Source organism: Pseudomonas entomophila, assembly GCF_018417595.1.
In the GTDB taxonomy this organism is placed as follows: domain Bacteria; phylum Pseudomonadota; class Gammaproteobacteria; order Pseudomonadales; family Pseudomonadaceae; genus Aquipseudomonas; species Aquipseudomonas entomophila_C.
On record NZ_CP070982.1, the window covers coordinates 5,724,916 to 5,751,548 of the forward strand.

A 26,633-nucleotide genomic window follows, 5' to 3' on the forward strand; every position below is an offset into this window, starting at 1 on the left:
GATGAGCCGACTCACCCATACCTTGCGCCTGGGCCTGAAGGAACTGACCAGCCTGCGCCATGACAGCGTGTTGCTGTTGTTCCTGCTGTACGCCTTCAGCGTGGCGATCTACATGCCTGCCGCCGGCTCGGTGATCGGCGTGCACAACGCCAGCGTGGCGGTGGTCGACGAAGACCACAGCGCGCTGTCGCGCAAGCTCGCCGAATCGCTGCAACCGCCCGAATTCCAGCCCGCCGTCGCGCTGCCAGCCGACCGCCTGGACCAGGCCATGGACAGCGGCCAGTACACCTTCGTCATCAACGTGCCGGTGAACTTCCAGAGCGACCTGCTGGCCGGGCGCTCGCCGGAGCTGCAGGTCAACGTCGATGCCACGGCCATGAGCCAGGCGTTCATGGGCGCCGGCTACATCGGCCGGATCTTCGAGCGCGAACTGCTCGATTACGCCGACCGCAGTGCCGCCAGCCCCGCGCTGGTCAACCCCAAGGCATTGTTCAACCCCAATCTGGAGGGCGGCTGGTTCCTGGCGGTGATCCAGATCGTCAACAACATCACCATCCTCGCCATCGTCCTCACCGGCACCGCGCTGCTGCGCGAACGCGAGCACGGCACCCTCGATCACTTGCTGGTGCTGCCCCTGACGGCATTGGAAATCATGTTGGCGAAGATTGGCAGCAACGCCCTGGTGGTGGTGCTGTGCACCTGGGTTTCGCTGGAGGTGGTGGTCAAGGGCGCGCTGGGCGTGCCGCTGGCGGGCTCGCTGGGGCTGTTCCTGGCGGTGACCGCACTGTACCTGTTCGCCAGCACGGCCTTGGGGATCTTCCTCGCCACCCTGGCGCGTTCGACGCCGCAGTTCGGCCTGCTGGCGATCCCGGTGATCATCCCGATGCTGTTGCTCTCAGGGGGCAGCACGCCGCTGGACAGCATGCCGCAATGGCTGCAGTGGGTCATGCAGGGCTCGCCCTCGACCCACTTCGTCAGCCTGGGCGCGGCGATCCTGTTCCGCGACGCCGGGCTGAGCGTGGTGTGGCCAGACGTGCTGGCCCTGGCCGTGATCGGCCTGGTGTTCTTCAGCGTGGCCTTGCTGCGCTTTCGCCGCAGCCTTGCCGCCTGATCACTGCACGATCAGGTTGTTGAACAGCAGGTCCTCGACAATCGGCTTGCCCTCTTCGGACTCCATCACCTGCTGCACCTGCTTCAGGGCTTCCTGGCGCAGTTTTTCCTTGGCTTCGACGTTACTCATGTTGTCCACGCCCTGCTGGGTGAACAGCGCCACCAGCTGGTTGCGGATCAGCGGTTCGTGGTGCTTGACCGCGGCGGCGGCGGTATCGCCGGTGACGCGCAGGGCCACGTCGGCCTTGTACACCCGCAGTTTCGGGCCACCATCGAGCGCGTAGTTACCGACAAAGGGCGGGCTCAGGGTGATGTAGGACACCTTCGGCTCCCCTTCCTTGGCTTCCTCGGCCATTGCCGCCGCTGGCAGCATCAGGGCCAGCACCATCAAGATCCACGCTTTCACGAATTCGCTCCTCAATACAGTTGGCGCCAGCTTACCCAGCGCGCCAGCCAAACCCAAGCCCGGGCTTATGCCGGCTCATCAGGGCGGGCCATGCTCGTTGACCGCAGTCACGGCCCTCCTACACTTATCGGCCACCACACGCAAAGGAATAGCCCTGATGAAAGCCTTGTTGTGCAAAGCCCTGGGCCCGGCGCGGGACCTGGTCCTGGAAGAGGTCGCCAACCCCTCGCCGAAGAAGAACGAGATTCTCCTCGACGTGCATGCCGCGGGGGTCAACTTCCCCGACACCCTGATCATCGAGGGCAAGTATCAGTTCCAGCCGCCGCTGCCGTTCTCGCCCGGTGGCGAGGCCGCCGGCGTGGTGGCGGCGGCCGGCGAGAAGGCCGGTGCATTCAAGGTGGGCGACCGGGTCATGGCCCTGACCGGCTGGGGCGCCTTCGCCGAGCAGGTGGCGGTGCCGTTCTACAACGTGCTGCCGATTCCGGCCGGCATGGACTTCACCACCGCCGCCGCCTTCGGCATGACCTACGGCACGTCGATGCACGCGCTGACCCAGCGCGGCCAGCTCAAGGCCGGCGAGACGTTGCTGGTGCTCGGCGCCTCGGGTGGCGTGGGGCTGGCGGCGGTGGAAATCGGCAAGGCCCTCGGCGCACGGGTGATCGCCGCGGCCAGCAGCGCCGAGAAGCTCGCGGTGGCCAAGGCTGCCGGGGCCGATGAGCTGATCGACTACAGCCAGGCCAACCTGAAGGATGAGATCAAGCGCCTGACCGGTGGCCAGGGCGTGGATGTGGTCTACGACCCGGTTGGCGGCGAGCTGTTCGACCAGGCCGTGCGCGGGCTGGCGTGGAACGGGCGGCTACTGGTGGTGGGCTTTGCCAGCGGCACGATCCCGCAGTTGCCGGTGAACCTGGCGCTGCTCAAGGGCGCGGCGGTGCTTGGAGTGTTCTGGGGCGCGTTCGCCCAGCGTCAGCCGGAGGACAATGCGAAGAACTTCCGCCAGCTGTTCGCCTGGCATGCCGAGGGCAGGTTGAAGCCGTTGGTGTCGCAGACCTATCCGTTGGCCGAGGGCGGCGCGGCGATCGAGCGGCTCGCGCAACGCCAGGCGGTGGGCAAGCTGGTGGTGGTGGCCAGATAAGGCATGCCGGCCTCTTCGCGGGCAAAACCGCTCTCACAGATAAAGCACTGCCCTTGAAGGCACTGCTGCACCTGTGGGAGCGGGTTTACCCGCGAAAGGGGCAGCACGGCCAACCGAGGACTCAGACCTCCCGCAGGTTGTGGCAGCGCCTGAACCGCGCCTCCAGGTTGCGGTCGGGCATCTGGTGGCTGCGCAGGGCGTTGAGAGTCTGCTCCACATAATCCCGCGTCGTGCCGTAGCGGCCCTTGGCGCTGGCCAGGATCTGGCTCAGCAATGTGTCTGGCAAATTTCCGGCATAGCACGGCAAATGCCGCTCCAACACGAAGCCCAACGCTTGCACCTTGCTGCCATCGCTCAGGCGGCAACTGAGCCAGTGCGGCCGGTAGGCCGGATAGGGCATCTCGCGCTGCCACAAGGCCATCAGCGAGTCCTCCAGGTTGCTGTCGTCCAGCCGGTAGGCGAAGCCGCTGCAGGAGCCGCCACGATCCAGGCCGAACACCAACCCAGGGCATTCCGGGGTGCCGCGATGCTCGTGGGACCAGAGATAGAGCCCGCGATGATAGCCATGCACCCGTGCCCGCTGGCGCTCCACCGAATGACATTCAGGGCGCCAGATCAATGAGCCATAGGCGAACAGCCATACCGGGCCGCCCATGTGCTGCGACAGGGTCACACTCATCGAATGCTGTAGTTGCTCGCGGGTCAACTGTTGCCCGAAGTCGAGCGAGGGGGGATATGCGACCTGCCAGGATGAACTTTCAAGTGCCGACATAAACTGCCGCCATAATTCCTGTGAACTGCCAGAGTGCCGGTTCTACTGTGATACTTACAGTGCCTGTACGGGCGTGTTCGCGGCTAAAGCCGCTCCTACGGAGGCCTGCGCAACTCCCGTAGGAGCGGCTTTAGCCGCGAAGACCATGGTGCCTAACGTAAGACAGAATGCCGGTTCGGCTCAAGCCCGAATCCAAAGTTTCATTCAATCGCCCGCCGAACGGAAACTAATGTTTCGAGTATAGCGACAGTTATTAACCGTATCGGCAATAATCCCCGCCATATAATCAACCGAAAAAAGTTGGTTATTAAAAACGGCACACCCTTGCAGTGTGCCGTTTCACGATCAGCCGCGCGGCGCGTAGGCGAATACGTCGGCGCGCATGCGGTGAGCATCCATACCGGCCTCGACCAACGCGTCGAGCGTGGCATAGACCATGTTCGGTGAACCGCTGGCATAGACATGAACCTGGTTCAGGTCGCCGATGTCTTCGCACACGGCTTCGTGCAGCAGGCCACAACGCCCTTCCCACCCACACAGGTCGCTGACGACCTTGTGCAGGAACAGGTTGGGCAGGCGCTGCCACTCGTCCCAGTGCTCGATCTCGTAGAAATCCTCGGGTCGACGCACGCCCCAGTACAGGTGCACCGGGTGCTTGAAGCCATTGGCGCGGCAATGCTCGACCAGGCTGTGCATCTGACCCATGCCGGTGCCTGCGGCGATCAGCACCAACGGGCCATCCGGCAACTCGGCCAGGTGAGCGTCGCCGAACGGCAGCTCGATTCGGGCGATACCGTTGCGCTGCAATTGCGCGATCAGTTGCACCGCGCTGCTTTCGCGTGCCAGCACATGCAGTTCCAGATCACGGCCGCCATGGGGTGCCGAGGCCAGGGAGAATGCGGCCTTGTCGGCGCCCTCGCGCTCGATCATCAGGTATTGCCCGGCGTGATAACGCGGCGGTTTGCCGGCCGGTGCACGCAGGCGCACGCGCCAGACGTCGCCACCCACCTCGACGCACTCGCTCACGGCGCAGGCCAGCTTGCGCACCGGTAGCTCGCCCAGGGCCAGCACACCATCCCAGAGCACCACGCAATCCTCCAGAGGCTCGGCGATGCAGGTGAACAGCTCGCCGTGATCACGGACCACGCCCTCCTGGCGCACGCGCCCTTCCACCAGCAACGCCGCACAAACATGGCAGTTACCGTTGCGGCAGCTACTCGGGCAGTCGTAACCCAGCCGCCGCGCCGCATCCAGAATCCTTTCCCCGGGCTCCACCGCCAATACCGCCCCGGAAGGCTGCAAGGTCACCTGCATCAATCTATTCCCAACTGGTCCCACAGCTCATCGATACGGCGGGTGACGGCCTCGTCCTTGACGATGACCCGGCCCCATTCGCGTGTAGTTTCGCCCGGCCACTTGTGCGTGGCGTCCAGGCCCATCTTCGACCCCAGCCCCGACACCGGCGACGCGAAGTCGAGGTAGTCGATGGGCGTGTTGTCGATCATCACCGTATCACGCTTGGGGTCCATGCGCGTGGTGATGGCCCAGATCACATCGTTCCAGTCGCGGGCGTTGATATCGTCGTCGGTGACGATAACGAACTTGGTGTACATGAACTGTCGCAGGAACGACCACACACCCAGCATTACGCGCTTGGCGTGGCCTGGATACTGCTTCTTCATGGTCACCACCGCCATGCGGTACGAACAGCCTTCCGGGGGCAGGTAGAAGTCGACGATCTCGGGGAACTGTTTCTGCAGGATAGGCACGAACACTTCGTTCAGCGCCACACCAAGGATCGCCGGCTCGTCTGGCGGACGGCCGGTGTAGGTGCTGTGGTAGATCGGTTTCTGCCGGTGGGTGATGCGCTCGACGGTGAACACCGGGAAGCTGTCCACCTCGTTGTAATAGCCGGTGTGGTCGCCGTACGGGCCTTCCGGAGCCATTTCCCCCGGGTGGATCACACCTTCGAGGATGATCTCGGCGGTGGCCGGTACCTGCAGGTCGTTGCCACGGCATTTGACCAGCTCGGTGCGGTTGCCACGCAGGAGGCCGGCGAAGGCGTATTCGGAGAGCGTGTCCGGCACCGGAGTCACCGCACCCAGGATGGTCGCCGGGTCCGCGCCCAGGGCCACGGCTACCGGGAAGGGCTGGCCGGGATGCTTCTGGCACCATTCGCGATAATCCAGGGCACCACCGCGGTGGCTCAGCCAACGCATGATGACCTTGTTGCGGCCAATCACCTGCTGGCGGTAGATGCCCAGGTTCTGGCGGTCCTTGTTCGGACCACGGGTCACGGTCAGGCCCCAGGTGATCAGCGGTGCCACGTCGCCCGGCCAGCAATGCTGGATCGGCAGCTGCGACAGGTCGACATCGTCGCCCTCGACCACGATCTCCTGGCACACCGCGTCCTTGACCACTTTCGGTGCCATCGACACGACTTTCTTGAAGATGGGTAGCTTCGACCAGGCGTCCTTCAGGCCTTTCGGCGGTTCGGGCTCCTTGAGGAACGCCAGCAGCTTGCCGATTTCACGCAGCTCCTCGGTCGATTCGGCGCCCATGCCCATGGCCACGCGCTCGGGGGTGCCGAACAGGTTGCCCAGCACCGGGATGTCGAAGCCGGTTGGCTTTTCGAACAACAATGCCGGGCCCTTGGCGCGCAGGGTGCGGTCGCAGACTTCGGTCATTTCCAGGACGGGGGAGATGGGAACCTGGATGCGCTTGAGTTCACCGCGCTGTTCCAGGCCACGGATGAAGTCGCGCAGATCGCGATACTGCATGCAAGGGCCTCGTGTTGGGCGTATCGGTCGGGGGGCAGAGTGTAGCGCTGTTCACGCTTTGTTTGGGGGCAAAAATGAACTGGGGCCGCTTCGCGGCCCATCGCGGCTGAAGGCCGCTCCTACAGAGGTCGGCGTATGCAGAACCCGTGCAGGAGCGGCCTTCAGCCGCGATGGGCTGCGAAGCAGCCCCAGTTACAGCCTGGTCTATAAGCTTACTTGCGCTTCATCGACAGGAAGAACTCGTCGTTGGTCTTGGTCTGCTTGAGCTTGTCGACCAGGAACTCGATGGCGGCGATCTCGTCCATTGGGTGCAGCAGCTTGCGCAGGATCCACATGCGCTGCAGTTCGTCGTCGGCGGTCAGCAGCTCTTCGCGGCGGGTACCGGACTTGTTGATGTTGATGGCCGGGAACACGCGCTTTTCAGCAATGCGACGGTCCAGGGGCAGTTCCATGTTGCCGGTACCCTTGAACTCTTCGTAGATCACTTCGTCCATCTTCGAGCCGGTCTCGACCAGCGCGGTGGCGATGATGGTCAGCGAGCCGCCTTCCTCGATGTTACGCGCGGCACCGAAGAAACGCTTTGGCTTCTCCAGGGCGTGGGCGTCGACACCACCGGTCAGTACCTTGCCGGAGCTCGGGATCACGGTGTTGTAGGCACGGGCCAGACGGGTGATCGAGTCGAGCAGGATGACCACGTCCTTCTTGTGCTCGACCAGGCGCTTGGCCTTCTCGATGACCATTTCGGCAACCTGCACGTGGCGGGTCGGCGGCTCGTCGAAGGTGGAGGCGACCACTTCGCCGCGCACGGTGCGCTGCATCTCGGTCACTTCTTCCGGGCGCTCGTCGATCAGCAGGACGATCAGGTGGCACTCGGGGTTGTTGCGGGTGATGTTCGCCGCGATGTTCTGCAGCATGATCGTCTTGCCCGCTTTTGGTGGGGCGACGATCAGGCCACGCTGGCCTTTGCCGATCGGGGCGCACAGGTCGATGACGCGACCGGTGAGGTCTTCGGTGGAACCGTTGCCGGCTTCCATCTTCAGGCGCTTGTTGGGGAACAGCGGCGTCAGGTTTTCGAACAGGATCTTGTTCTTCGCGTTTTCCGGACGGTCGAAGTTGATGGTGTCGACTTTGAGCAGGGCGAAGTAACGCTCACCTTCTTTCGGTGGACGGATCTTGCCGACGATGGTGTCGCCGGTGCGCAGGTTGAAGCGGCGGATCTGGCTGGGCGACACGTAGATGTCGTCAGGGCCGGCCAGGTAGGAGGCATCCGCCGAACGCAGGAAACCGAAACCATCCTGGAGAATCTCCAGCACGCCGTCACCCGAGATCTCTTCGCCGCTTTTCGCATGCTTTTTCAGCAGGGCGAAAATCACGTCCTGTTTGCGCGAACGGGCCATGTTTTCGATGCCCATCTGTTCGGCCATTTCCAAAAGATCGGTAATCGGCTTTTGCTTGAGTTCTGTCAGGTTCATAAGGGGAGTGACGTAATCATGTAAGAAGGGAGAGAGTAAGCATTTGGCTTAATGAGGCCGCGCCGCTAGATGGCGACAAGATCGCGTACTGATTCGAATTAGGGATGCTTCGGCGACGGCGTGCAGAGGGCACTGAAAGAAGCAGTGCGAGGCCGAATGTAACACTTGATTTTTTCGACGTCTAGTGGTTTTAGCCACACATATCGACAGGTTTTTACCGGGAGGGGCGATATCGTGGGGCGAGCCTGCTTGCGCCGATATTTCCCACGGCAGGCAAAGAAAAGCCCCGCATTTGCGGGGCTTTTTCACATCACAGGTTGGCGTCGATGAACGCCTGCAGCTGCGATTTCGACAGAGCGCCGACCTTGGTGGCCTCGACGTTGCCGTTCTTGAACAGCATCAGGGTCGGGATGCCGCGCACGCCGTGCTTGGCTGGGGTTTCGGCGTTTTCGTCGATGTTCAGCTTGGCGACCACCAGTTTGCCTGCGTAGTCTTCGGCGATGGCGTCCAGTACCGGAGCGATCATCTTGCATGGGCCACACCATTCAGCCCAGTAGTCGACCAGCACCGCGCCTTCGGCCTTGAGTACGTCGGCTTCGAAGCTGGCGTCGGTGACGTGTTTGATTTTGTCGCTCATGGAAATCTCCAAGGTCGTAAGCAATAAAAAACGTTGCCCATCATAGCGGCACCCTGGCGCGACAGGAAGCCACGGACGATTGAGTGTAACTATAGTTGTGCAAGACCCCACGAATCGAAACGGTCATGTCGCTGCCATAACATTGCCATGACCTTGCCATGCATCAAGCCTTGCAGCGCCGCGCGTTGGCGGATGGCCACGATCGTGGCACGATTGCCGGGTTAACGACCGAGAACCTCCAGACCATGCCGCAAACCACCGCGAAGAACCTGTCTCTGATCGCCGCCATCGACCTGGGCTCCAACAGCTTCCACATGGTCGTGGCCAAGGCCCATCACACGGAAATCCGTATTCTAGAGAGGCTTGGAGAAAAGGTTCAGCTCGCCGCCGGTATCGACGAGGATCGCAGGCTCAGCGAAGAAGCCATGCAGCGGGGCCTGGAGTGCCTCAAGCGCTTCGCCCAGCTGATCAACGGCATGCCTGCGGGCTCGGTGCGCATCGTCGGCACCAACGCCCTGCGCGAAGCGCGCAACCGTAATGAATTCATTCAACGCGCCGAAGCCATCCTCGGCCACCCGGTCGAGGTCATCTCCGGCCGTGAAGAGGCACGCCTGATCTACCTTGGTGTCTCCCACACCCTGGCCGACAACCCCGGCAAGCGCCTGGTCGCCGACATTGGTGGCGGCAGCACCGAGTTCATCATCGGCCAACGCTTCGAGCCACTGCTGCGCGAAAGCCTGCAGATGGGCTGCGTGAGCTTCACACAGCGCTACTTCCGCGACGGCAAGGTCACCCCCGCACGCTACGCCCAGGCCTACACAGCCGCGCGCCTGGAGCTGATGAGCATCGAGAACGCCCTGCACCGCCTGACCTGGGACGAAGCCATCGGCTCCTCGGGCACGATTCGCGCCATTGGCGCGGCGATCAAGGCCGGTGGCCTGGGCAATGGCGAGGTCAACGCCGAGGGCCTGGCCTGGGTCAAGCGCAAGCTGTTCAAGCTGGGTGAGACCGACAAGATCGACTTCGACGGGGTCAAGCCGGATCGCCGGGCGATCTTCCCGGCCGGGTTGGCGATCCTGGAGGCGATTTTCGACGCCCTTGAGTTGCAGCGCATGGACCACTGCGACGGCGCCCTGCGTGAAGGCGTGCTGTTCGACCTGCTGGGCCGCCATCACCACGAAGACGTGCGTGAGCGCACCCTGAACTCGCTGATGGAGCGCTACCACGTCGACCAGGGCCAGGCCGCACGCGTGGAGCGCAAGGCGCTGCATGCCTTCGACCAGGTGGCCAAGGCGTGGGACCTGGAGGATGGAAATTGGCGCGATCTGCTGGGATGGGCGGCGAAAATCCACGAAATCGGGTTGGATATCGCCCACTACCACTACCATAAGCATGGCGCTTACCTGATCGAGCACTCCGACCTGTCCGGCTTCTCCCGTGAAGACCAACAGATGATGGCCCTGCTGGTGCGCGGCCACCGCCGCAACATCCCCAAGGACAAGTTCGCCGAGCTGGGTGACGAAGGCATCAAGCTGCTGCGCCTGTGCGTGCTGCTGCGCTTCGCCATCCTGTTCCACCATATCCGTGGCACCCAGCAGATGCCTAAGGTGGAGCTGCAGGCAGGCGACAACAGCTTGGAGGTGGTCTTCCCGAGCGGCTGGCTGGAGCAGAACCAGCTGACCCAGGCCGACTTCGCCAACGAGGCGGAGTGGCTGGCGCGGGTCAATTTCGTGCTAAGCGTCAGGTAACCATGCGGCGCATGGCGCCAGAGCTCCTGCACTGGTTGCAATCCCTGTAGGAGCGGCTTCAGCCGCGAATCAGGCGACACGGTGCCTGGCACCGGCTACGCCGGTGATCGCGGCTGAAGCCGCTCCTACAGGGCTGCGCAACGGCACCAGCCATCGGCACTAGCGAACGTTGAGCACCGGGTTGCTCAGGCGCTCCAGCAAGGTCGCCTGGGCACTGCGCGGGTTCTGGTTGCCGGTCGGCGTGCTGCGCACGTAGCGCCCGTCCGGTTGCAGGGTCCAGGCCTGGGTGTTGTCGGTGAGATAACCCTCCAGCTCCTTCTTGACCCGCAGCAGCAGCTTCTTGCCCTCCACCGGGAAGCAGGTCTCGACGCGCTTGTCGAGGTTGCGCTCCATCCAGTCGGCGCTGGACAGGTAGATCTGCTCCTCGCCACCGTTGAGGAAGTAGAACACCCGGGTGTGCTCGAGGAAGCGGCCGATGATCGAGCGCACGTGGATGTTGTGCGACACCCCGGCGATGCCTGGGCGCAGGCAGCACATGCCACGCACCACCAGGTCGATGCGCACGCCCGACTGGCTGGCCTTGTACAGCGCCTTGATGATCTTGGCGTCGGTCAGCGAGTTGAACTTGGCGATGATGTGCGCCGGCTTGCCGTCCAGGGCGAACTGGGTTTCCCGGGCGATCATGTCGAGCATGCCCTTCTTCAGGGTGAAGGGGGCGTGCAGCAGCTTCTTCATGCGCAGGGTCTTGCCCATGCCGATCAACTGGCTGAACAGGCGGCCGACGTCCTCGGTGAGGGCGTCGTCGGAGGTCAGCAGGCTGTAGTCGGTGTACAGGCGGGCGTTGCCAGCATGGTAGTTGCCGGTCCCCAGGTGCGCATAACGCACGATCTCGCCCTGCTCGCGGCGCAGGATCAGCATCATCTTGGCGTGGGTCTTGAAGCCCACCACGCCATAGATCACCACCGCGCCGGCGGCCTGCAGGCGGCTGGCCATCTGCAGGTTGGACTCTTCGTCGAAGCGCGCGCGCAGCTCGATCACCGCAGTGACCTCCTTGCCGTTACGCGCCGCGTCCACCAGGGCGTCGACGATCTCCGAGTTGGCGCCCGAGCGGTAGAGCGTCTGGCGCACCGCGAGCACGTGCGGGTCCTTGGCGGCCTGGCGCAGCAGGTCGATCACCGGGGTGAACGACTCGAACGGGTGCATCAGCAGCACGTCCTGCTTGCCGATCACGCTGAAGATGTTGTCGGCGTTCTGCAGCAGCTTGGGGATCGCCGGGGTGAACGGCGTGTACTGCAGCTCCGGGTGGCTGTCGAGCCCGGTGATGCTGAACAGACGGGTCAGGTTGACCGGGCCGTTGACCTGGTACAGCTCGCTCTCGCTCAGGCTGAATTGCTTGAGCAGGTAGTCGGAGAGGTGTTTCGGGCAGGTGTCGGCCACCTCGAGGCGCACGGCATCGCCGTAACGGCGCGAGAACAGCTCGCCGCGCAGGGCGCGGGCCAGGTCGTCGACTTCTTCCGAGTCCAGCGCCAGGTCGGCGTTGCGGGTCAGGCGGAACTGGTAGCAGCCCTTGACCTTCATGCCCTGGAACAGGTCATCGGCGTGGGCGTGGATCATCGACGACAGGAACACATAGTTGTCGCCAGCGCCGCCGACCTCTTCCGGCACACGGATCACCCGCGGCAGCAGGCGCGGCGCCGGGATGATCGCCAGGCCCGAATCGCGGCCGAAGGCATCGACCCCCTCGAGCTCGACGATGAAGTTGAGGCTCTTGTTCACCAGCAGCGGGAACGGGTGGGTCGGGTCGAGGCCGATCGGGGTGATGATCGGTGCGATCTCGTCGCGGAAATAGCGACGCACCCAGGTCTTGAGCTTGGGTGTCCAGTAGCGGCGGCGGATGAAGCGAATCTGGTGTTTCTCCAGCTCCGGCAGCAACACATCGTTGAGGATCGCGTACTGGCGATCCACCTCGATGTGCACCAGCTCGCTGATGCGCGCCAGCGCCTGGTGCGGCTGCAGGCCGTCGGCGCCGGCCTGTTCGCGGGCGAAGTTGATCTGTTTCTTCAGCCCCGCCACGCGGATCTCGAAGAACTCGTCCAGGTTGCTGGAGAAGATCAGCAGGAACTTCAGGCGCTCGAGCAGCGGGTACGACTCGTCCAGCGCCTGTTCCAGCACGCGGATGTTGAACTGCAGCTGCGAGAGCTCGCGATGAATGTACAGGCTGCTGTCGTCCAGGCTTGGTACGGCGATCGTCGGCGCAGGCGCCGGTGCGGGCGCGGCGGCCTCTACTACCGGCTCCGGGGCAGCGGGCAGGTCGGGCGGGGTCTGTACCAGCTCTTCGGGCACGGCCTGGGCGTCCTTGATCTCGACAGGGGTTAGCACTTCGTTATTCATCTGACGTTCCTGGAGGGCGTTACTGCCCTCTCATCAATTGAGCGGCACGCACGGCGAAATAGGTCAGGATGCCATCAGCGCCTGCCCGTTTGAAAGCAGTGAGGGATTCGAGGATCACGGCCTCGCTCAGCCAGCCGTTCTGGATCGCCGCCATGTGCATGGCGTACTCGCCGCTGACCTGGTAGACGAAGGTCGGCACCTTGAACTCGGTCTTCACCCGGTGAACGATGTCCAGGTACGGCATGCCCGGCTTGACCATGACCATGTCGGCGCCTTCGGCGAGGTCCAGGGCCACTTCGTGCAGGGCCTCGTCGCTGTTGGCCGGGTCCATCTGGTAGGAGGCCTTGTTGGCCTTGCCCAGGTTCAGCGCCGAGCCGACCGCGTCGCGGAACGGCCCGTAGTAGGCGCTGGCGTACTTGGCCGAGTAGGCCATGATGCGCACGTTGACGTGCCCGGCCACTTCCAGGGCTTCGCGGATCGCGCCGAGGCGGCCGTCCATCATGTCCGACGGGGCGACGACCTGGGCGCCGGCCTCGGCGTGGGACAGGGCCTGGCGCACCAGAGCGTCGACGGTGATGTCGTTCTGGACGTAGCCCTCTTCATCGAGGATGCCGTCCTGGCCATGGGTGGTGAACGGGTCCAGGGCGACGTCGGTGATCACCCCCAGCTCCGGGAAGCGGGCACGCAGGGCGCGGGTGGCGCGCTGGGCAATGCCATCCGGGTTCCAGGCTTCGGCGCCATCGAGGGATTTTTTCTCGGTGGGTGTCACCGGGAACAGCGCCAGCGCTGGAATGCCCAGCTCCACCCAGCCCTGTGCGGCTTCCAGCAGCAGGTCGATCGACAGGCGCTCGACGCCCGGCATGGACGGTACTTCCTCGCGGCGGTTCTCGCCGTCCAGTACGAATACCGGAAGAATCAGGTCATCGACGGTCAGGGTGTTTTCGCGAACCAGGCGACGGGAGAATTCGTCCCGGCGGTTGCGACGCAGGCGGGTGGCAGGAAACAGACGGTTGGCGGGGGTAAAGCTCACGGCAGACTCCTGAGCCCGCGCAGGCGGGCGAGCGCGACAGTTATAAGCGGCCATTATGACGCCTGTGTTACACCCAAGGGCAACCCTGCGACTTGTGGCCGCAGCCATTGTCCTTGTAGGAAATGTTCACGTCGAGACACATTTGGACACTTTCCCGAACGCCCACGAAGGGGTAGGCTGCGCGTTCATTTCGCCAGCACGCCAGAAAATGCTTCAACAATTCCTGAACGATTTCGGCTACTTTGCCCTTTTTCTCGGCACGTTCTTCGAGGGCGAGACCATCCTGGTGCTCGCGGGCTTTCTTGCGTTCCGCGAATACATGGATATCAAGCTGGTGGTCGCGGTGGCTTTCTGCGGCAGCTATGCCGGTGACCAGCTGTGGTACTTCATGGGCCGCCGCCACGGGCGCAAGATCCTCGCCCGCAAGCCGCGCTGGCAAGCGATGGGCGACCGGGCGCTGGAGCATATCCGCCGCCACCCCGACATCTGGGTGCTGAGCTTCCGCTTCGTCTACGGCCTGCGCACGGTGATGCCGGTGGCCATCGGCCTGTCCGGCTACCCGCCGCGCCGCTACCTGCTGCTCAACGGCATCGGTGCCGCGGTCTGGGCCCTGGCCCTGGGCCTGGCGGCCTACCACTTCGGCGCCATCCTCGAAGGCATGCTCGGCAGCATCAAGAAATACGAGCTATGGGTGCTCGGCGGCCTGCTGGTGCTGGGCCTGCTGCTGTGGCTGCGCCGGCGTTTTCGCAACATCCGCGCCGAGCGCCGCGCGGCGGCAGAAGGCGAGGCCAACGAGGCTGAGCAGGCTGTAGCCCAAGAGCAGCCACCACGCCAGGGGCGTGACCAGCACTAAGCCCAGCGCGCCGGCCAGGTACAGGGCCGGCGCATTCGACAGCAGGCGCGCCAGCTCCAGGCGCCCTGCCCAGGGCCGGTCCTCCAGGGCCGCGCCCAGCACGAACAGACCGAATGCCATCAGCGCCCAGCCCAGCACCAGGGCCGAGGGCGACATGCGCCCGGCGTTATCCATCAGGTAGCTGCCCAACGCCACGTAGACCGCGAACTGCAGCGTGACATACAGCTGTTGCCTGCCGCCCAGCGGGATGGCGAACTTGCGAAAGCGCGCCAGGTCCTGCTTGGGCTGCGGATGGGCCGCCGCCACATCGGCCGGGCGCCAGCCGGTGGGCATGAACCAGATACGCAGCCGATCCCACCCGCTGGACGTGAGCCGGGCATCGCTCCACAACTGCGCGTAGAACTGCACGTTGGCCCACAGCGGGTTCCAGCTGGCCAAGGGCGTGGTCACGCCGAAGATCACCGGTTCCCGCTCGTCTTCTTCCTGGAAGGTGCCGAACAGGCGATCCCAGAGGATGAACACACCGCCGTAGTTGCGATCCAAGTACAAAGGATTCTGCGCATGGTGGACGCGATGGTTGGACGGCGTGATGAAGATCCACTCCAGCCAGCCCAGCTTGGGCACATGACGGGTGTGCACCCAGAACTGGTACAGCAGGTTCAGCGAGGCCACGGTGATGAACACCACCAGCGGCACGCCCAGCAGCGCCAGGGGCAGGTAGAAGATCCACGAGAACAGGAACCCGCTGCTGGTCTGGCGCAGGGCGGTGGTGAGGTTGTACTCCTCGCTCTGGTGATGCACCGAGTGGGCGGCCCAGAGGATGTTGCGTTCGTGGCCAAGGCGGTGCAGCCAGTAATAACAGAAATCGTAGAGCACGAAGGCGAATACCCATACCCACCAGGCATCGGCGCTCAAATGCAGCAGCGCCAGGTGCTCCAGGGCCAGGGCGTAGGTGACCAACCCCACGCCCTTGGTCAGCAGCCCGGTGCTGGTCGACAGCGCTCCGGTGCTCAGGCTGTTGATCGAGTCGGCCAGGCGGTAGTTGCGTTGGCCACGCGCACGGTCGGCGATCAGCTCCACGGCGATCAGCACGAAGAAGAACGGCACGGCCAGCAGAATCAGGTCCATGAACGGCCACCTCCAAAGTTTTCCACGAAGATTAGGCCGCCCCCGGGGCAAATCCCATGGATACATCTGCCAAACTAGAGGACATTTAGCGCCTCGACACTGGAGTATTGAGCATGACGAAAAAAGTTGCGGTGATTCTTTCCGGCTGTGGCGTGTACGACGGCGCCGAAATCCACGAAAGCGTGATCACCCTGCTGCGCCTGGACCAGCGGGGCGCCAAGGTGCAGTGCTTCGCGCCGAACATCGCGCAGATGCACGTGATCGACCACCTCACCGGTGAACAGATGCCCGAATCGCGCAATGTGCTGGTGGAGTCGGCGCGCATTGCCCGTGGCGAGGTCAAGGATATCCGCGAGGCGCGGGCCGAAGAGTTCGACGCGTTGATCGTGCCCGGTGGCTTCGGCGCCGCCAAGAACCTCTCCAACTTCGCCGTCGAAGGCGCCAACTGCACCGTGCACCCGGATGTGCTGGCCCTGGCCGAAGCCTTTGCCGATGCCTGCAAGCCAGTCGGGCTGATCTGCATCTCGCCCGCGCTGGCAGCGAAGATCTACGGGCCGGGCGTGGTCTGCACCATTGGCAAGGATGCCGGTACCAGCGCGGCAGTGGTGAAGATGGGCGGCACCCATGAAGAGTGCGACGTGCATGACATCGTCGAGGATGTGCAGCGCAAGCTGGTGACGACCCCGGCGTACATGGAGGCGAAGTCGATCAGCGAAGCCGCCAGTGGCATCTACAAGCTGGTGGACCGGGTGCTGGAGCTGACCCACGAGGGTGACCAGTAAGGCCGCTTCGCCGGCTTGCCGGCGAGCCGCACCATCACCGAATCAGCCTTTGGAAAGCCGAGTCAGGATCCGATCCAGGGCATTGGCGAACGCCTGCTTCTCGCGCTCGCCATAGGGCGCCTGCCCGCCCCCCACCTGCCCCTGTTCACGCAGCTCGGTGAACAGGTTGCGCACTGCCAGCCGCTCACCCATGTTGCGCTCGTCGAACTCGCGCCCGCGCGGGTCCAGCGCCGCCACGCCCTTCTTGATCAGCCGGTCGGCCAGCGGCACGTCGCTGCAGATCACCAGCTCGCCTGGCACGGCGTTCTCCACCAGGTAGTCGTCGGCCGCGTCCATGCCGCTGGGCACCACGATCAGCCGCACGCAGGCAAAGGCCGGCTTGATCTGCGGCTGGCCCGCGACCATCACCACCTCCAGCTTGCGCTTGAGGGCGAACTTGACGATCAGGTCCTTGGCTGCCTTGGGGCAGGCGTCGGCATCGATCCATACACGCATTGGGCTTGTTCCTGTGTTTCGCGGTGGGCCATTGTCGCAGGTTCGGCCTCTTCGCGGGTAAACCCGCCCCTACAGGGATCGCGCGATCAGTACCATACCTGTAGGCGCCGGCTTTGCGGACGAATGGGGCACCTGTGGGAGCGGGTTCACCCGCGAAGAGGCCACCACCAATCTCAGCTGGCCGTCGCCCTGCGCTTCTCGGCCAGCCAACTGCGCCCATACAGGAACATGACCGCCAGCAACGCCAGCGCCTGGGCACCCAGCGAATACGCATCGGCATGTATCCCCAGCCAGTCGAACTCGAAGAATGCCACCGGCCGCGTGCCCAGCACGCCGGCCTCCTGCAGCGCCTTGACGCCATGCCCGGCGAACACCACCGACAACGCGCACAGCAGCCCAGCGTTGATGCTGAAGAACAACGCCAGCGGCAGCTTGGCCGAACCGCGCAGGATCACCCAGGCCAGGCCCACCAGCACTACCAGCGCGGTGGCGCCACCGGCCAGCACCGCCTGGTGCCCGGCCGGGCCCGCCTGCAGCCACAGGGTCTCGTAGAACAGGATCACTTCGAACAACTCGCGGTACACCGAGAAGAACGCCAGCAAGGCGAAGCCGAAGCGCCCGCCGCCGCTGACCAGGCTGCTCTTGATGTAGTTCTGCCAGGCGGCGGCGTGGCGGCGGTCGTGCATCCACACCCCCAGCCACAGCACCATCACCGAGGCGAACAACGCCGTGCAGCCTTCGAGCAGCTCACGCTGCGCGCCGCCCACGTCGATCACGTAGGCCGCCAGGGCCCAGGTGCCGAAGCCGGCGAGCAGCGCCAGGCCCCAGCCAATGTTGACGCTGCGCACCGCCGACTGCTGGCCGGTGTTGCGTAGGAAGGCGAGGATCGCTGCCAGCACCAGGATTGCTTCCACGCCCTCGCGCAACAGGATCAGCAAGCCGGAGATGTAGCTCAACGACCAGCTCAGGCCATCGCTGCCCAGCAGCTTGGCAGCCTGGGCGAGCTTGACCTTGGCCTCGGCCAGTCGCTGTTCGGCCTGGGCCAGCGGCAGGCCGTCCTGCAGCGACTGACGGTAGGCCATCAGGGATTTTTCAGTGTCCTTGCGTACCTGGGTGTCGATGTTGTCGAGCGAGCTTTCCACCAACTCGAAGCCTTCCAGGTACGCCGCCACCGACAGGTCGTAGGCCTGGTCGTGGTCACCGGCGCGGTAGGCCGCCAGGCTCTTGTCCAGGGTGCTGGAGGTGTAGTCGAGCAGTTGCGCCGGGCCCCGCTTGGCCTGCGGCGGCTGGGCGCGCTGGGCGCGGAATGCCGGCACGGCATCGGCGCCTTCATTGGCGGCGATTTCGGCTGGGGTCTGGCGGGCCAGGTCGGCGATGTTCCAGGTCTTGTCGCCCTTGGCCGCCTGCGGATCGGCGGTGAAGCTGGCGATATAGGCGGCCACGTCCCAACGCTGGCGCTCGTCGAGCTGGTCGGCGAACGATGGCATTTCGGTACCGTCGATGCCCAGGCCGAGGGTGTTGTAGAGGTCGAACAGGCTGAGCTGGTCCAGGCGCTCGGCGTTGCGCAGGTTGGCCGGGGCAGGCTCCAGGCCCACACCTGCCGGGCCGTCGCCCAGCCCGGTGTCGCCGTGGCAGATCGAGCAATTCTGCGCATACAGCGTTGCGCCACGGGCCGCATCCGGGGTGATCACCGGGGCCTGGCTGACTTCGTAAGCCACCGCCAGGCGCGCCCCCAACTGGCGGGCCTGGCGGGCAACGGCGCTGCCGTCCTGGCGTTGCTCGATGGCCTGGCGCAGCGCCTGCACCCCCTGCTCCAGCCCGGCGCGTTCGGCATTGGCCGGCAAGCCTTCGACCAGCTCGGCCAGCAGCGCGCTGAATTCTTGCTGCTCACGGTATTCCCCCGTGTCCACCACCTTGCCGTCACGCACCGTCGGCGGATAGTCGGCACCGATGTAGTCCAGCAAGTGCAGGGCCTTGCCCGCGTCGGCCGGGGCCTCGGCCAGTGCCAGGGTGCTGCCCAGGGCCAGTAGCGGCCACACCAACAAGGCGAGAAGACGGGAACGGGAAATCATGGCCAATCTCGACGGTAATACGAAAGAGAACATTGTTCACTTCCACTCCCCTTCTCTCAAGGCTCAGCGGCGGATTTCATGAAAATTCTTGCAACATCCACATTTGACAGACAGCTATCCGTATGGCGGCACCGCGTGAAAAATAAGAGTCATTTGGCCATCATTTAACTATCACTTTGGGTATAATCCCGCGCCGCCTTAATAGCCATTTGCAATCAAGGCGCCTCCATCCGGAGGCTCTGGCGATGAACAGAGGGATCTGCCGCCCCCGCCTGCGCGGCTCAATTGTTTCAGGGAAAGAAGAAGTCCGATGGTATCCCGCGCCTTAACCCTGGCGACCCTGGTCGCCGCCGTGCAGCTAACTGGTTGCTCGGTGTTCCGCAGCTACGACAGCGAACTGCAGGAAACCAACCAGCAACTGGCCGCCGGCAATGTCGATGCCGCCCTCGCCTTGCTGGAAAGCCATAACAAGGGCGAGCAGAAAGACCTGCTCTACTACTTCGAGAAAGGTGAACTGCTGCGCTCCAAGGGCGACCTCAAGGGTAGCCAGGACGCCTGGCGCGCGGCCGACAGCGTGGTGTTCCAGTGGGAAGAGTCGGTCAAGCTCGACACCGACAAGTACCTGAGCCAATTCGGCAGCTACCTGGTCAACGACAAAGTTCGCCGCTACGAAGGCTACGACTACGAAAAAGTCATGCTGACCACGCAGATGGCCTTGAACCTGCTGGCCCAGAACGACTTCGACGGCGCTCGCACCGAAATCAAGAAGACCCACGAACGCGAGGCGGTCATCGCCGAACTGCGCGACAAGGAATACCTCAAGCGCGAGGAAGAAGCCGAGAAAGAGGGCATCAAGACCGAGTACAAGGACCTGCAGGGTTACCCGGTCGCCAGCCTCGACGCCCCTGACGTGGTGGGTTTGAAGAACAGCTACCAGAGCGCCTTCAGCCACTACCTGTCCGGTTTCGTCTATGAAGCCCTGGGCGAGAAAGGCCTGGCTGCGCCGGGCTACCGCAAGGCCGCCGAACTGCGGCCGAAGACTCCGCTGCTGGAGCAGGCCCTGCTCGACCTCGACAAGAACAGCGCCAAGCCTGGCGAGAGCGACGTGCTGATCGTGGTGCAGACCGGCCTGGCGCCGAGCCGCGACTCGATCCGCATCCCCCTGCCGCTGCCGATCGACAACAACCTGGTGATCACCCCGCTGTCGTTCCCAATCATCAAGGACGACACCTCGACCGCGCACCTGGGCGAGATCCAGCTCAATGACAAAGCCCTGGCCCTGACCGCGCTCAACAGCACCAGCGCCATGTCGCGCCGCGCCCTGCGCGACGACATGCCCGGCATCATCCTGCGCACCAGCGTGCGCGCCATCAGCCGCGGCGTGGCGCAGAAAAACCTGAACAAGGCCAACCCCATGGCTGGCCTGGTGGTGGGTATCGCCGGCACCGTGCTCGAGGGTGCCGACACCCGCACCTGGCGCACCCTGCCGAACGAGACCCAAGTCGCCCGGGTGCGCCTCAAACAAGGCGAGCATCACCTGAGCCTGCCGTCGAGCCTCGGTGGCACCCAGGTCACCGTGAAGGTCGATCGCCCGTACCAGGTGGTCAGCCTGCGTGTGGTCGGCAACCGTGTGTTCGCCGGCGGCCCGGCCGTCGAAGTCGCCCCACAGGCCACGGCGCAAGCCGTGGCCAGCCTCAAGTAAGTCAAGGATCGATCATGCGCAGAACATGCCTCGCCCTGGCCGCCGTCGCCCTCCTGGCCGGCTGTGCCACCCCGCCCCCTGCCCCGGGCAGCGCCGCCAGCAAGGTGGTGACCATGGGCCAGCTGGACAACATCGAGATCGGCCAGATGCGGGTCGCCCGCGAAAACGGTTTCCTCACCGTCAATGTGGCGCTGAACAACACCGGCCGCAGCAACCAGACCCTGTACTACCGCTTTGCCTGGCTGGGCAACGACGGCTTCCCGGTGGCTGACGAAGAGTCCTGGAAAACCCTGCCGTTGTACGGCAAGCAGGCCAAGTACCTGCCCGCCATCGCCCCGACGCCCAAGGCCACCGACTTCCGCCTCGAAGTCCACACCCGGTAACCCCTTTCAGGAGCATTTCCCATGTTTGCACGCCTTTCCCTCGCCGCCGTCGCCATCGCCCTGGTCAGTGGCTGCAGCACCCCTTCCCCGGTTCTCGGTGGCAAGAACATCAGCTACGGCGACAACAAGGCCGTCGAGCTGGTCACCAACGAGTTCGGCTCCACCGACCTGCAGATGATCGCCGAGAGCATGACCCGCTCCCTGGCCCAGTCCGGCGTGCTGCACGGCCGCCCGGTGGTGCAGGTGTATGACGTGAAGAACAAGACCAGCGAGTACATCGATACCCGCGAGATCACCACCTCGATCAAGACCCAGCTGATGAAGTCCGGCGCAGCCCGCTTCGCCAGCGACAACACCGAGATGCAGAGCCAGGTCGACCAGCTCAAGCTGCAGAACCAGAGCGGCCTGTACAAGAAGAACAGCGTGGCCAAGACCGGCAACATGATCGCCGCCAAGTACCGCCTGGAAGGTTCGATCAGCTCGATCGTCAAGCGCAGCAGTGACTACAAGGACGTGTTCTACAAGTTCAGCCTGCAGCTGATCGACGTGGAAAGCGGCCTGGCCGAATGGATGGACGAAAAAGAAATCCGCAAGACCACGGAGCGCTGATCGATGCGTGCATGGATGACCATCATCGGCCTGGCCTGGGCGTTCGGCGCCCAGGCGGCCCCCAAGGTGGCGGTGACCGACCTGGCCTACCAGGAGCGGGTGGAGGAGTACATCCACACCGTCGAGGCCCAGAACAGCCACCAGTCGAGCCTGTACAGCGCCAGCGGCCAGTCCAGCTACAGCGAGTACGAGAGCCTCAACAGCTACATCGAGCAGACCGAAGTGCGCAAGTTCGGTGGCGACATCAAGGGTGAGATCCTCAAGAGCGGCCTGTTCCAGCTGGTCCAGGGCACACCCTACACCGCCGCTTCGAAGGAAGACGTGTACGACGTGATCCGCCGCATCAAGAACGGTGCGTTCAAGGGCGCCGACTACGTGCTGTTCGGCACCCTGTCGGACATCGACTTCCAGGAAGACATCAACGCCCTGGACCACACCGACAGCTACTCGGCGGTGCTGGGCCTGACCGTGGTCGCCGACTTCAGCCTGATCAACACCCGCACCTACGAGATCACCTCGGCGTTCACCGCCATGGGTGAAGGGCAGGACACCAAGCTGGTGAAGAGCCGCGACCGCAGCGTGACGCTGAACCGCCCGCGGGTGGTGCGCGACGTGTCGAAGGCGCTGGGGGAAGATGTGGCGCAGCAGCTGGCTGAACAGCTGGGTGGCTCGGTCCCGGGGCAAGCCCGGCAACCGCGGGGGCGGGACAACCTGCCGCCGGATGAGCCGGCGCGGATTCTGCAATAAGGTCCGACGGTAGAGCTACAGCGCCTGTGAGATCGAGCGCCGCCCACGCGGCGCATCGCGGATGAATCCGCTCCTACAGGTTTGTTTCGGGCCAGCGCGGCACGACACGGTATGTCGCCAAGCGCCAAGGCGGGCAACCATGGCCTCACAGATGCGGCACGTTGCAACAAATGTAGGAGCGGATTCATCCGCGATGCGCCGCGCGGGCGGCGCTCGATCTCATAGGCGCTGCAACACGCCCGTCGAACACCTCGAGAAACCCAACATTCTCAACTCAGGCGCGCACGCCCTCAGGCAACGGCAGCGCCAACAAACGCTCATCCAGCAGCCCCAGCCCTTCCTGGAACAACTGGTTGCTGCGCTCGGTCTCACCCAGCCCCGCCAGCAGACGCGCAAGCTCGGCGCATGCCTCCGGGTTGCGCTCCATGCGCAGGCTGCTTTCCAGGTAATCCCGGGCCTTGCCCCAAAGACGGTTCTGCAAGCTCAAACGGCCTAGGGTAAGCAGCAGGCTCGGGTCCTGCGGATGCTCCTTCAACCAGCCTTCCGCTGTCTGCAACTGACGCGCCGGATCATCACCTCGCACCAAGCCATACAGCCGGGCGAGATGACTTTCGTAGCCGCGTTTGAGCGCCCCACGCAGCACCTGTTCGGCTTCACCCTGCGCACCCACCTGGCGCAGTTGCTCGGCATAAGCCAGAACCAACTGGGGCTCCTGGCGCTGTGCGGCGGTGAGCTGCTGCCAAGCACGTTCGAGCGCCTGGCGCGCCGCCTGCGGATCTTCACCGCGGGTCGCCGCCAGCCCCAGGTTCCGCCCCCAGGCACGCTGCTCGAGCTCAGCCAGTTCATTGGCCGGCAGCACCTTGTGCTTGCGCAGGTCCGGCAACAGGCGGATCACCGCCGACCAGTCACCGCGTTCCAGATGCAGGCGCTGCAACAGACGCAGCACCTGGGCGTTGTTCGGGTAGCGCTCCTGCATGGCCAGCAGGGCCTCCAGGGCACCTTCGCTTTCGCCACGGTCCATCTGCAACTGGGCATGGGCCAGGGCAATGGCGAGTTCAGCCTGGGGCTGACGCTCCAGGGCACGCTCCAGCAGGTTGTCGCGGTCTTCGACACGTCCCAGCTCGTTGGCTGCACGAGCAGCACCGAGGTAATAGAGCAACGGCTGGCGTGCGGATTCGGCGGCCCGCTGCAGATGGCGCTGAGCGCTGGTCCAGCGGCCTTCGGCCAGGTCCAGCTGGCCTTGCTCGATGGCGATGCGGTCGCGACGGACGCGGTTGCGGCGCGACCAGGGGTTGACCACGCCGGTCGAGGTCAGCACCAGCCCGATCAGATAGCGCAGCACCAGCAACAGCAAGACGATGCCGACCAGCGCGCCCAGCGCCGCCCACAGGCCCGACTGATAACGAAAACTACCGTATGAGATCAGTACGTAGCCGCTGTGCTTGGCAATGGCGATGCCCAGCGCCGCAGCGATCACGATCGCCAACACCGCCAGCAGGTAGACACGCTTCATGGCTTGGCCCCTTCGGCAGGGGCCGGCAGGTGGCGGCGCTGGATATAAGCCTGTACCGCCGCCAGGCTCTCGCTCAGGTCAGGGGTCACGACCGACACCGGCTGCTCGGCGAGCTGGTTGAAGCTGTCAAGCATGGCCTTGCTTTGCGGGTTGTCCGGGTTGAAGTTGGCCAGCAGCACGCTGCGGGCGTCATCCAGCGCCTGGTTGTAGACCTTTTCCTGGCCATTGAGCGCCGCCCACTGGGCCTGCTCGATGGTCAGGCTGAGGGCCAGGCGCAGTTGATTCAGCGACTGCCCGGAGAGCAGCGGGCGCACGTTGTCATCAGCGTTGAACTCGATCTGGAAGTATTTGGAGATCTCGGCCCACCACTGCGACCAGCGGCTGGCGCCATCACCTTCATTGGTCAGGGCGCCCATGGCGTCGGCGTCGGCGGCGAACTCCGGCGACTGGGCACTGAGCTGCTGCACCAGCTCTCGCTGGGCGGCGAGCTTGAGGAACAGGCCGGTGCGGTCGGGCTGCTGGGTGCTGCTGAGCGTGGCCAGGCTGCGCGCCAGCTGCTCGCGCGCCGCGAAGGCACCCGGGTCGCTCTGCTCGCGCAGGATCTCGTCGGCACCTTCGACCAGGGCCTTGGCACTGGTGACGTCCTGCAACGCCGACAGCCGCAGCGTGGCCAGGCGCAGCAGGTGCTCGGCCTCAGCCAGGCGCCACTCCTTGCGGCTCTCGCCCAACACGGTTTCCAACCGCTGGCTCAGGCGCTGCTGGTCGCCCTGCAACTGCGCCACCAGGCGGCGGCGGTCTTCCAGTTCGCCGGCAGCCGGCAGGCTGGCCAGTTGCGCGGTCAGCTGCTGCTCGCGTTGCTGCAACGCGTCGGCCCGTTGGGTGAGTGCCTGCAGGTGCTCGCCCTGACCTTGCTCGCTGCCCTGCAGCTGGCGCACCTGCAAGACGCCCCAGCCGCCTACGGCGACTCCGGCGGCGCCCAGCAACAGGGCCAGCAGTGCCAAGCCGTTGCCGGAGCGTCGGGCGGGCGTGGCGGTGGAGGTTTGCGGCGCGTCGGGCGCCGTGGGCTGTTCCGTGTTGGACAAGACAGTTTCGCTCACGTATCCATCCTTTGCATGGTGGCGCATCGTTCTCTAGCTTAGCGCCTTAAAAGGCAGGCGCAGCGGTTCGCTGCACGGCTGCCAGCAAGGCCGCGGCACTGGCGCCACGGCAATCCACAACCTCGCGGGCACCCAGCGCGCGGGCCTGGTCGGCGACCCGCGGGCTAGGCACGAACAACGGCAGGCGCGAAAGCCGCGACCAGTCCGTCCCCGCTATCTGATGCAAGTGTTCAAGACCCTGCCCACTGCTGACCACCAGGCCATTGAGGCGTTCCCCATCGATGCGCTGCGCCAGGGTCCCGGTCGGGTAGTGCGGCAGGCAACGGCGATACAGTTCCAGATAATCGACACTAGCACCTTGCTCTGCAAGACGCTCGGCCAGCAGTTCGCGACCTCCTACGCCACGGACAATAAAGACGCGTGATGTAGGAAGTGCGATAGCCTGACGTAGGAATGGATGAGCCAGCAAGGCCTCACTGTCATCACCTCCTGTAGGGAAAGTCACCAAAAGCCCACGCGCCTGAAGTACGCTCGCCGTGGCCTCCCCAACCGTGAACCAGCCGGCACGCGGCGGTTCGACGCCTGCCTGGTCAAGCTGCTCGAGCAGCAGCCGCGCAGCCGGTTTGCTCACCACGATGATCGCTTGCGCCTGGCCAATCTCAGCCAGGAGCTCCTGTTGCCGGGGCTCCAGTTCGACCGGTTCGATGGCCAGCAAGGGCAGGCTGGCACTGGCAATGCCTGCATCGGCCAACGACCGCGCCAGTGCCGCACAGTCCTCTTCAGGGCGGGTCAGCAGCAGGCGCCAGGGGCTCACGGGTGGCCGGCCTCACCATAGACTTCCTTGAGGATCGCCTCGGCGCCCTGATCAAGCAGGGCTTCGGCGACCTGCACGCCGAGTGCTTCGGCATTGGCGCGTGGCGCCCGGGCGTCGGCCACCAGCAAGGTGCCGCCGGAGGGCTGGCCAACCAGGCCGCGCAGCCACAGCTGTTCGCCTTCGAGCACCGCGTAGCAGGCAATCGGTACCTGGCAGCCGCCGTTCAGGCGCTTGTTCAGGGCCCGCTCGGCCACCACGCGGTCGGCGGTGTCGGCATGGTGCAGCGGCGCCAGCAGCGCGTGGATCTCGCTGTCGGCGCTGCGGCACTCGATGCCCACGGCACCCTGGCCGCCAGCCGGCAGGCTGTCATCGACACTGATCGTGGAGGTGATGCGGCCCTCGAAACCCAGGCGAATCAGGCCCGCCGCAGCGAGAATGATGGCGTCGTATTCGCCGGCATCGAGCTTGGCCAGGCGAGTGTTGACGTTGCCGCGCAGGAAGCGGATTTCCAGGTCGGGGCGACGCGCCAGCAACTGGGCCTGGCGGCGTAGGCTGGAGGTGCCGACGACGCTGCCGGCCGGCAGTGCCTCGAGGCTCTCGAAGGTGTTGGAGACAAAGGCGTCGCGCGGGTCTTCGCGCTCGCAGATGCAGTACAGGCCCAGGCCTTCGGGGAAATCCATGGGCACGTCCTTCATCGAATGCACGGCGATGTCGGCTTCGTTGTCCAGCAGGGCGGTTTCCAGCTCTTTTACGAACAAACCCTTGCCGCCGATCTTGGCCAGCGGTGCGTCGAGCAGCTTGTCGCCACGGCTGACCATGGGCACCAGGCTGACCTGCAGGCCAGGATGGGCCTGCTCGAGACGGGCTTTGACGTATTCGGCCTGCCACAGGGCCAAGGCACTTTTACGGGTGGCAATGCGGATTTCGCGAGTGGACATGAAACGCCCCGATCCAAAG

At 64.6% G+C, this 26,633-nt stretch carries 23 protein-coding genes and 1 pseudogene; 9 read left to right on the forward strand and 15 right to left on the reverse strand.

Going from position 1 to position 26,633, the window contains the following annotated elements:
• The first annotated feature begins 1 nt into the window (after position 1).
• Positions 2-1,111, forward strand: a complete 1,110-nt coding sequence (locus JYG34_RS25130; RefSeq protein ID WP_213658823.1) for an ABC transporter permease — start codon at positions 2-4, stop codon at positions 1,109-1,111.
• On the opposite strand, the gene JYG34_RS25135 is transcribed toward JYG34_RS25130, so the two are convergent.
• Complete coding sequence (locus JYG34_RS25135; protein ID WP_213658824.1) at positions 1,112-1,516, reverse strand: flagellar basal body-associated protein FliL; 405 nt, start codon at positions 1,514-1,516, stop codon at positions 1,112-1,114. It abuts the gene before it with no gap.
• Between the two features lie 157 nt (positions 1,517-1,673).
• Between JYG34_RS25135 and JYG34_RS25140 the strand changes: the two genes are divergently transcribed.
• Positions 1,674-2,651, forward strand: coding sequence for an NADPH:quinone oxidoreductase family protein (locus JYG34_RS25140; RefSeq protein ID WP_213658825.1), 978 nt, complete (start codon positions 1,674-1,676; stop codon positions 2,649-2,651).
• Between the two features lie 121 nt (positions 2,652-2,772).
• Here the strand turns inward: JYG34_RS25140 and JYG34_RS25145 are convergent, their stop codons facing one another.
• The 5 genes from JYG34_RS25145 to trxA form a co-directional block, all read right to left on the reverse strand.
• Positions 2,773-3,423, reverse strand: coding sequence for a gamma-glutamylcyclotransferase (locus JYG34_RS25145; protein WP_213658826.1), 651 nt, complete (start codon positions 3,421-3,423; stop codon positions 2,773-2,775).
• Positions 3,424-3,768: 345 nt separating this feature from the next.
• Complete coding sequence (locus JYG34_RS25150; RefSeq protein ID WP_213658827.1) at positions 3,769-4,737, reverse strand: CDP-6-deoxy-delta-3,4-glucoseen reductase; 969 nt, start codon at positions 4,735-4,737, stop codon at positions 3,769-3,771.
• Complete coding sequence (gene ubiD / locus JYG34_RS25155; RefSeq protein WP_011536307.1) at positions 4,737-6,203, reverse strand: 4-hydroxy-3-polyprenylbenzoate decarboxylase; 1,467 nt, start codon at positions 6,201-6,203, stop codon at positions 4,737-4,739. Before ubiD ends, JYG34_RS25150 begins: the two co-directional genes overlap by 1 nt.
• 212 nt (positions 6,204-6,415) lie before the next feature.
• Complete coding sequence (gene rho, locus JYG34_RS25160) at positions 6,416-7,675, reverse strand: transcription termination factor Rho (RefSeq protein WP_011536308.1); 1,260 nt, start codon at positions 7,673-7,675, stop codon at positions 6,416-6,418.
• A gap of 310 nt (positions 7,676-7,985) precedes the next feature.
• Positions 7,986-8,312, reverse strand: coding sequence for a thioredoxin TrxA (gene trxA / locus JYG34_RS25165; protein ID WP_110735564.1), 327 nt, complete (start codon positions 8,310-8,312; stop codon positions 7,986-7,988).
• Positions 8,313-8,557: 245 nt separating this feature from the next.
• Between trxA and ppx the strand changes: the two genes are divergently transcribed.
• Positions 8,558-10,060, forward strand: coding sequence for an exopolyphosphatase (ppx, locus tag JYG34_RS25170; RefSeq protein ID WP_213661255.1), 1,503 nt, complete (start codon positions 8,558-8,560; stop codon positions 10,058-10,060).
• A 159-nt stretch (positions 10,061-10,219) separates the two neighbouring features.
• On the opposite strand, the gene ppk1 is transcribed toward ppx, so the two are convergent.
• Complete coding sequence (gene ppk1 / locus JYG34_RS25175; protein WP_213658828.1) at positions 10,220-12,451, reverse strand: polyphosphate kinase 1; 2,232 nt, start codon at positions 12,449-12,451, stop codon at positions 10,220-10,222.
• 19 nt (positions 12,452-12,470) lie between these two features.
• Positions 12,471-13,481 (reverse strand): porphobilinogen synthase, encoded by a 1,011-nt coding sequence (hemB, locus tag JYG34_RS25180; protein ID WP_011536312.1) that lies wholly within the window; start codon positions 13,479-13,481, stop codon positions 12,471-12,473.
• A gap of 208 nt (positions 13,482-13,689) precedes the next feature.
• On the opposite strand from hemB, the gene JYG34_RS25185 reads away from it, so the two are divergent.
• Complete coding sequence (locus JYG34_RS25185) at positions 13,690-14,334, forward strand: DedA family protein (RefSeq protein WP_213658829.1); 645 nt, start codon at positions 13,690-13,692, stop codon at positions 14,332-14,334.
• Between the two features lie 501 nt (positions 14,335-14,835).
• Here the strand turns inward: JYG34_RS25185 and JYG34_RS26405 are convergent.
• Positions 14,836-15,528: pseudogene (locus JYG34_RS26405) on the reverse strand (sterol desaturase family protein); the annotation flags it as partial.
• Between the two features lie 47 nt (positions 15,529-15,575).
• On the opposite strand from JYG34_RS26405, the gene elbB reads away from it, so the two are divergent.
• On the forward strand, positions 15,576-16,244 hold the full coding sequence (gene elbB, locus JYG34_RS25195; RefSeq protein ID WP_213658830.1) for an isoprenoid biosynthesis glyoxalase ElbB: 669 nt from the start codon (positions 15,576-15,578) through the stop codon (positions 16,242-16,244).
• Positions 16,245-16,286: 42 nt separating this feature from the next.
• Here the strand turns inward: elbB and JYG34_RS25200 are convergent, their stop codons facing one another.
• Positions 16,287-16,739 carry a YaiI/YqxD family protein gene (locus JYG34_RS25200; protein ID WP_213658831.1) on the reverse strand — a complete coding sequence of 151 codons (453 nt, stop codon included), beginning with the start codon at positions 16,737-16,739 and terminating at the stop codon, positions 16,287-16,289.
• Positions 16,740-16,912: 173 nt separating this feature from the next.
• Entirely contained in the window at positions 16,913-18,844 is a 1,932-nt protein-coding gene (locus tag JYG34_RS25205) for a cytochrome c/FTR1 family iron permease (protein WP_213658832.1), read from the reverse strand.
• A gap of 277 nt (positions 18,845-19,121) precedes the next feature.
• Here JYG34_RS25205 and JYG34_RS25210 point away from each other — a divergent pair, with 277 nt between their 5' ends.
• From JYG34_RS25210 to JYG34_RS25225, 4 genes are read left to right on the forward strand one after another with little or no spacing between them, the layout of a single operon-like run.
• Positions 19,122-20,513 (forward strand): COG3014 family protein, encoded by a 1,392-nt coding sequence (locus tag JYG34_RS25210; RefSeq protein WP_213658833.1) that lies wholly within the window; start codon positions 19,122-19,124, stop codon positions 20,511-20,513.
• 14 nt (positions 20,514-20,527) lie between these two features.
• Positions 20,528-20,896 carry a YcfL family protein gene (locus JYG34_RS25215; protein WP_213658834.1) on the forward strand — a complete coding sequence of 123 codons (369 nt, stop codon included), beginning with the start codon at positions 20,528-20,530 and terminating at the stop codon, positions 20,894-20,896.
• 21 nt (positions 20,897-20,917) lie between these two features.
• Positions 20,918-21,505, forward strand: coding sequence for a penicillin-binding protein activator LpoB (lpoB, locus tag JYG34_RS25220; protein ID WP_213658835.1), 588 nt, complete (start codon positions 20,918-20,920; stop codon positions 21,503-21,505).
• 3 nt (positions 21,506-21,508) lie between these two features.
• The gene (locus tag JYG34_RS25225; protein ID WP_213658836.1) at positions 21,509-22,252 is read left to right on the forward strand and encodes a penicillin-binding protein activator LpoB; all 744 of its coding nucleotides are present in this window, start codon (positions 21,509-21,511) and stop codon (positions 22,250-22,252) included.
• Positions 22,253-22,526: 274 nt separating this feature from the next.
• Here JYG34_RS25225 and JYG34_RS25230 read toward each other — a convergent pair whose 3' ends face one another.
• The 4 genes from JYG34_RS25230 to hemC are packed head-to-tail and all read right to left on the reverse strand — an operon-like array spanning position 22,527 to position 26,614.
• Positions 22,527-23,765: a heme biosynthesis protein HemY gene (locus tag JYG34_RS25230; RefSeq protein ID WP_213658837.1), complete on the reverse strand. Its 1,239-nt coding sequence runs from the start codon at positions 23,763-23,765 to the stop codon at positions 22,527-22,529.
• A complete protein-coding gene (locus JYG34_RS25235) occupies positions 23,762-24,862 on the reverse strand; it encodes a uroporphyrinogen-III C-methyltransferase (RefSeq protein ID WP_213658838.1) in 1,101 nt (366 codons plus the stop codon). Before JYG34_RS25235 ends, JYG34_RS25230 begins: the two co-directional genes overlap by 4 nt.
• 46 nt (positions 24,863-24,908) lie before the next feature.
• On the reverse strand, positions 24,909-25,676 hold the full coding sequence (locus JYG34_RS25240) for a uroporphyrinogen-III synthase (RefSeq protein ID WP_213658839.1): 768 nt from the start codon (positions 25,674-25,676) through the stop codon (positions 24,909-24,911).
• Complete coding sequence (hemC, locus tag JYG34_RS25245; protein ID WP_213658840.1) at positions 25,673-26,614, reverse strand: hydroxymethylbilane synthase; 942 nt, start codon at positions 26,612-26,614, stop codon at positions 25,673-25,675. Before hemC ends, JYG34_RS25240 begins: the two co-directional genes overlap by 4 nt.
• Between the last annotated feature and the right edge of the window lie 19 nt (positions 26,615-26,633).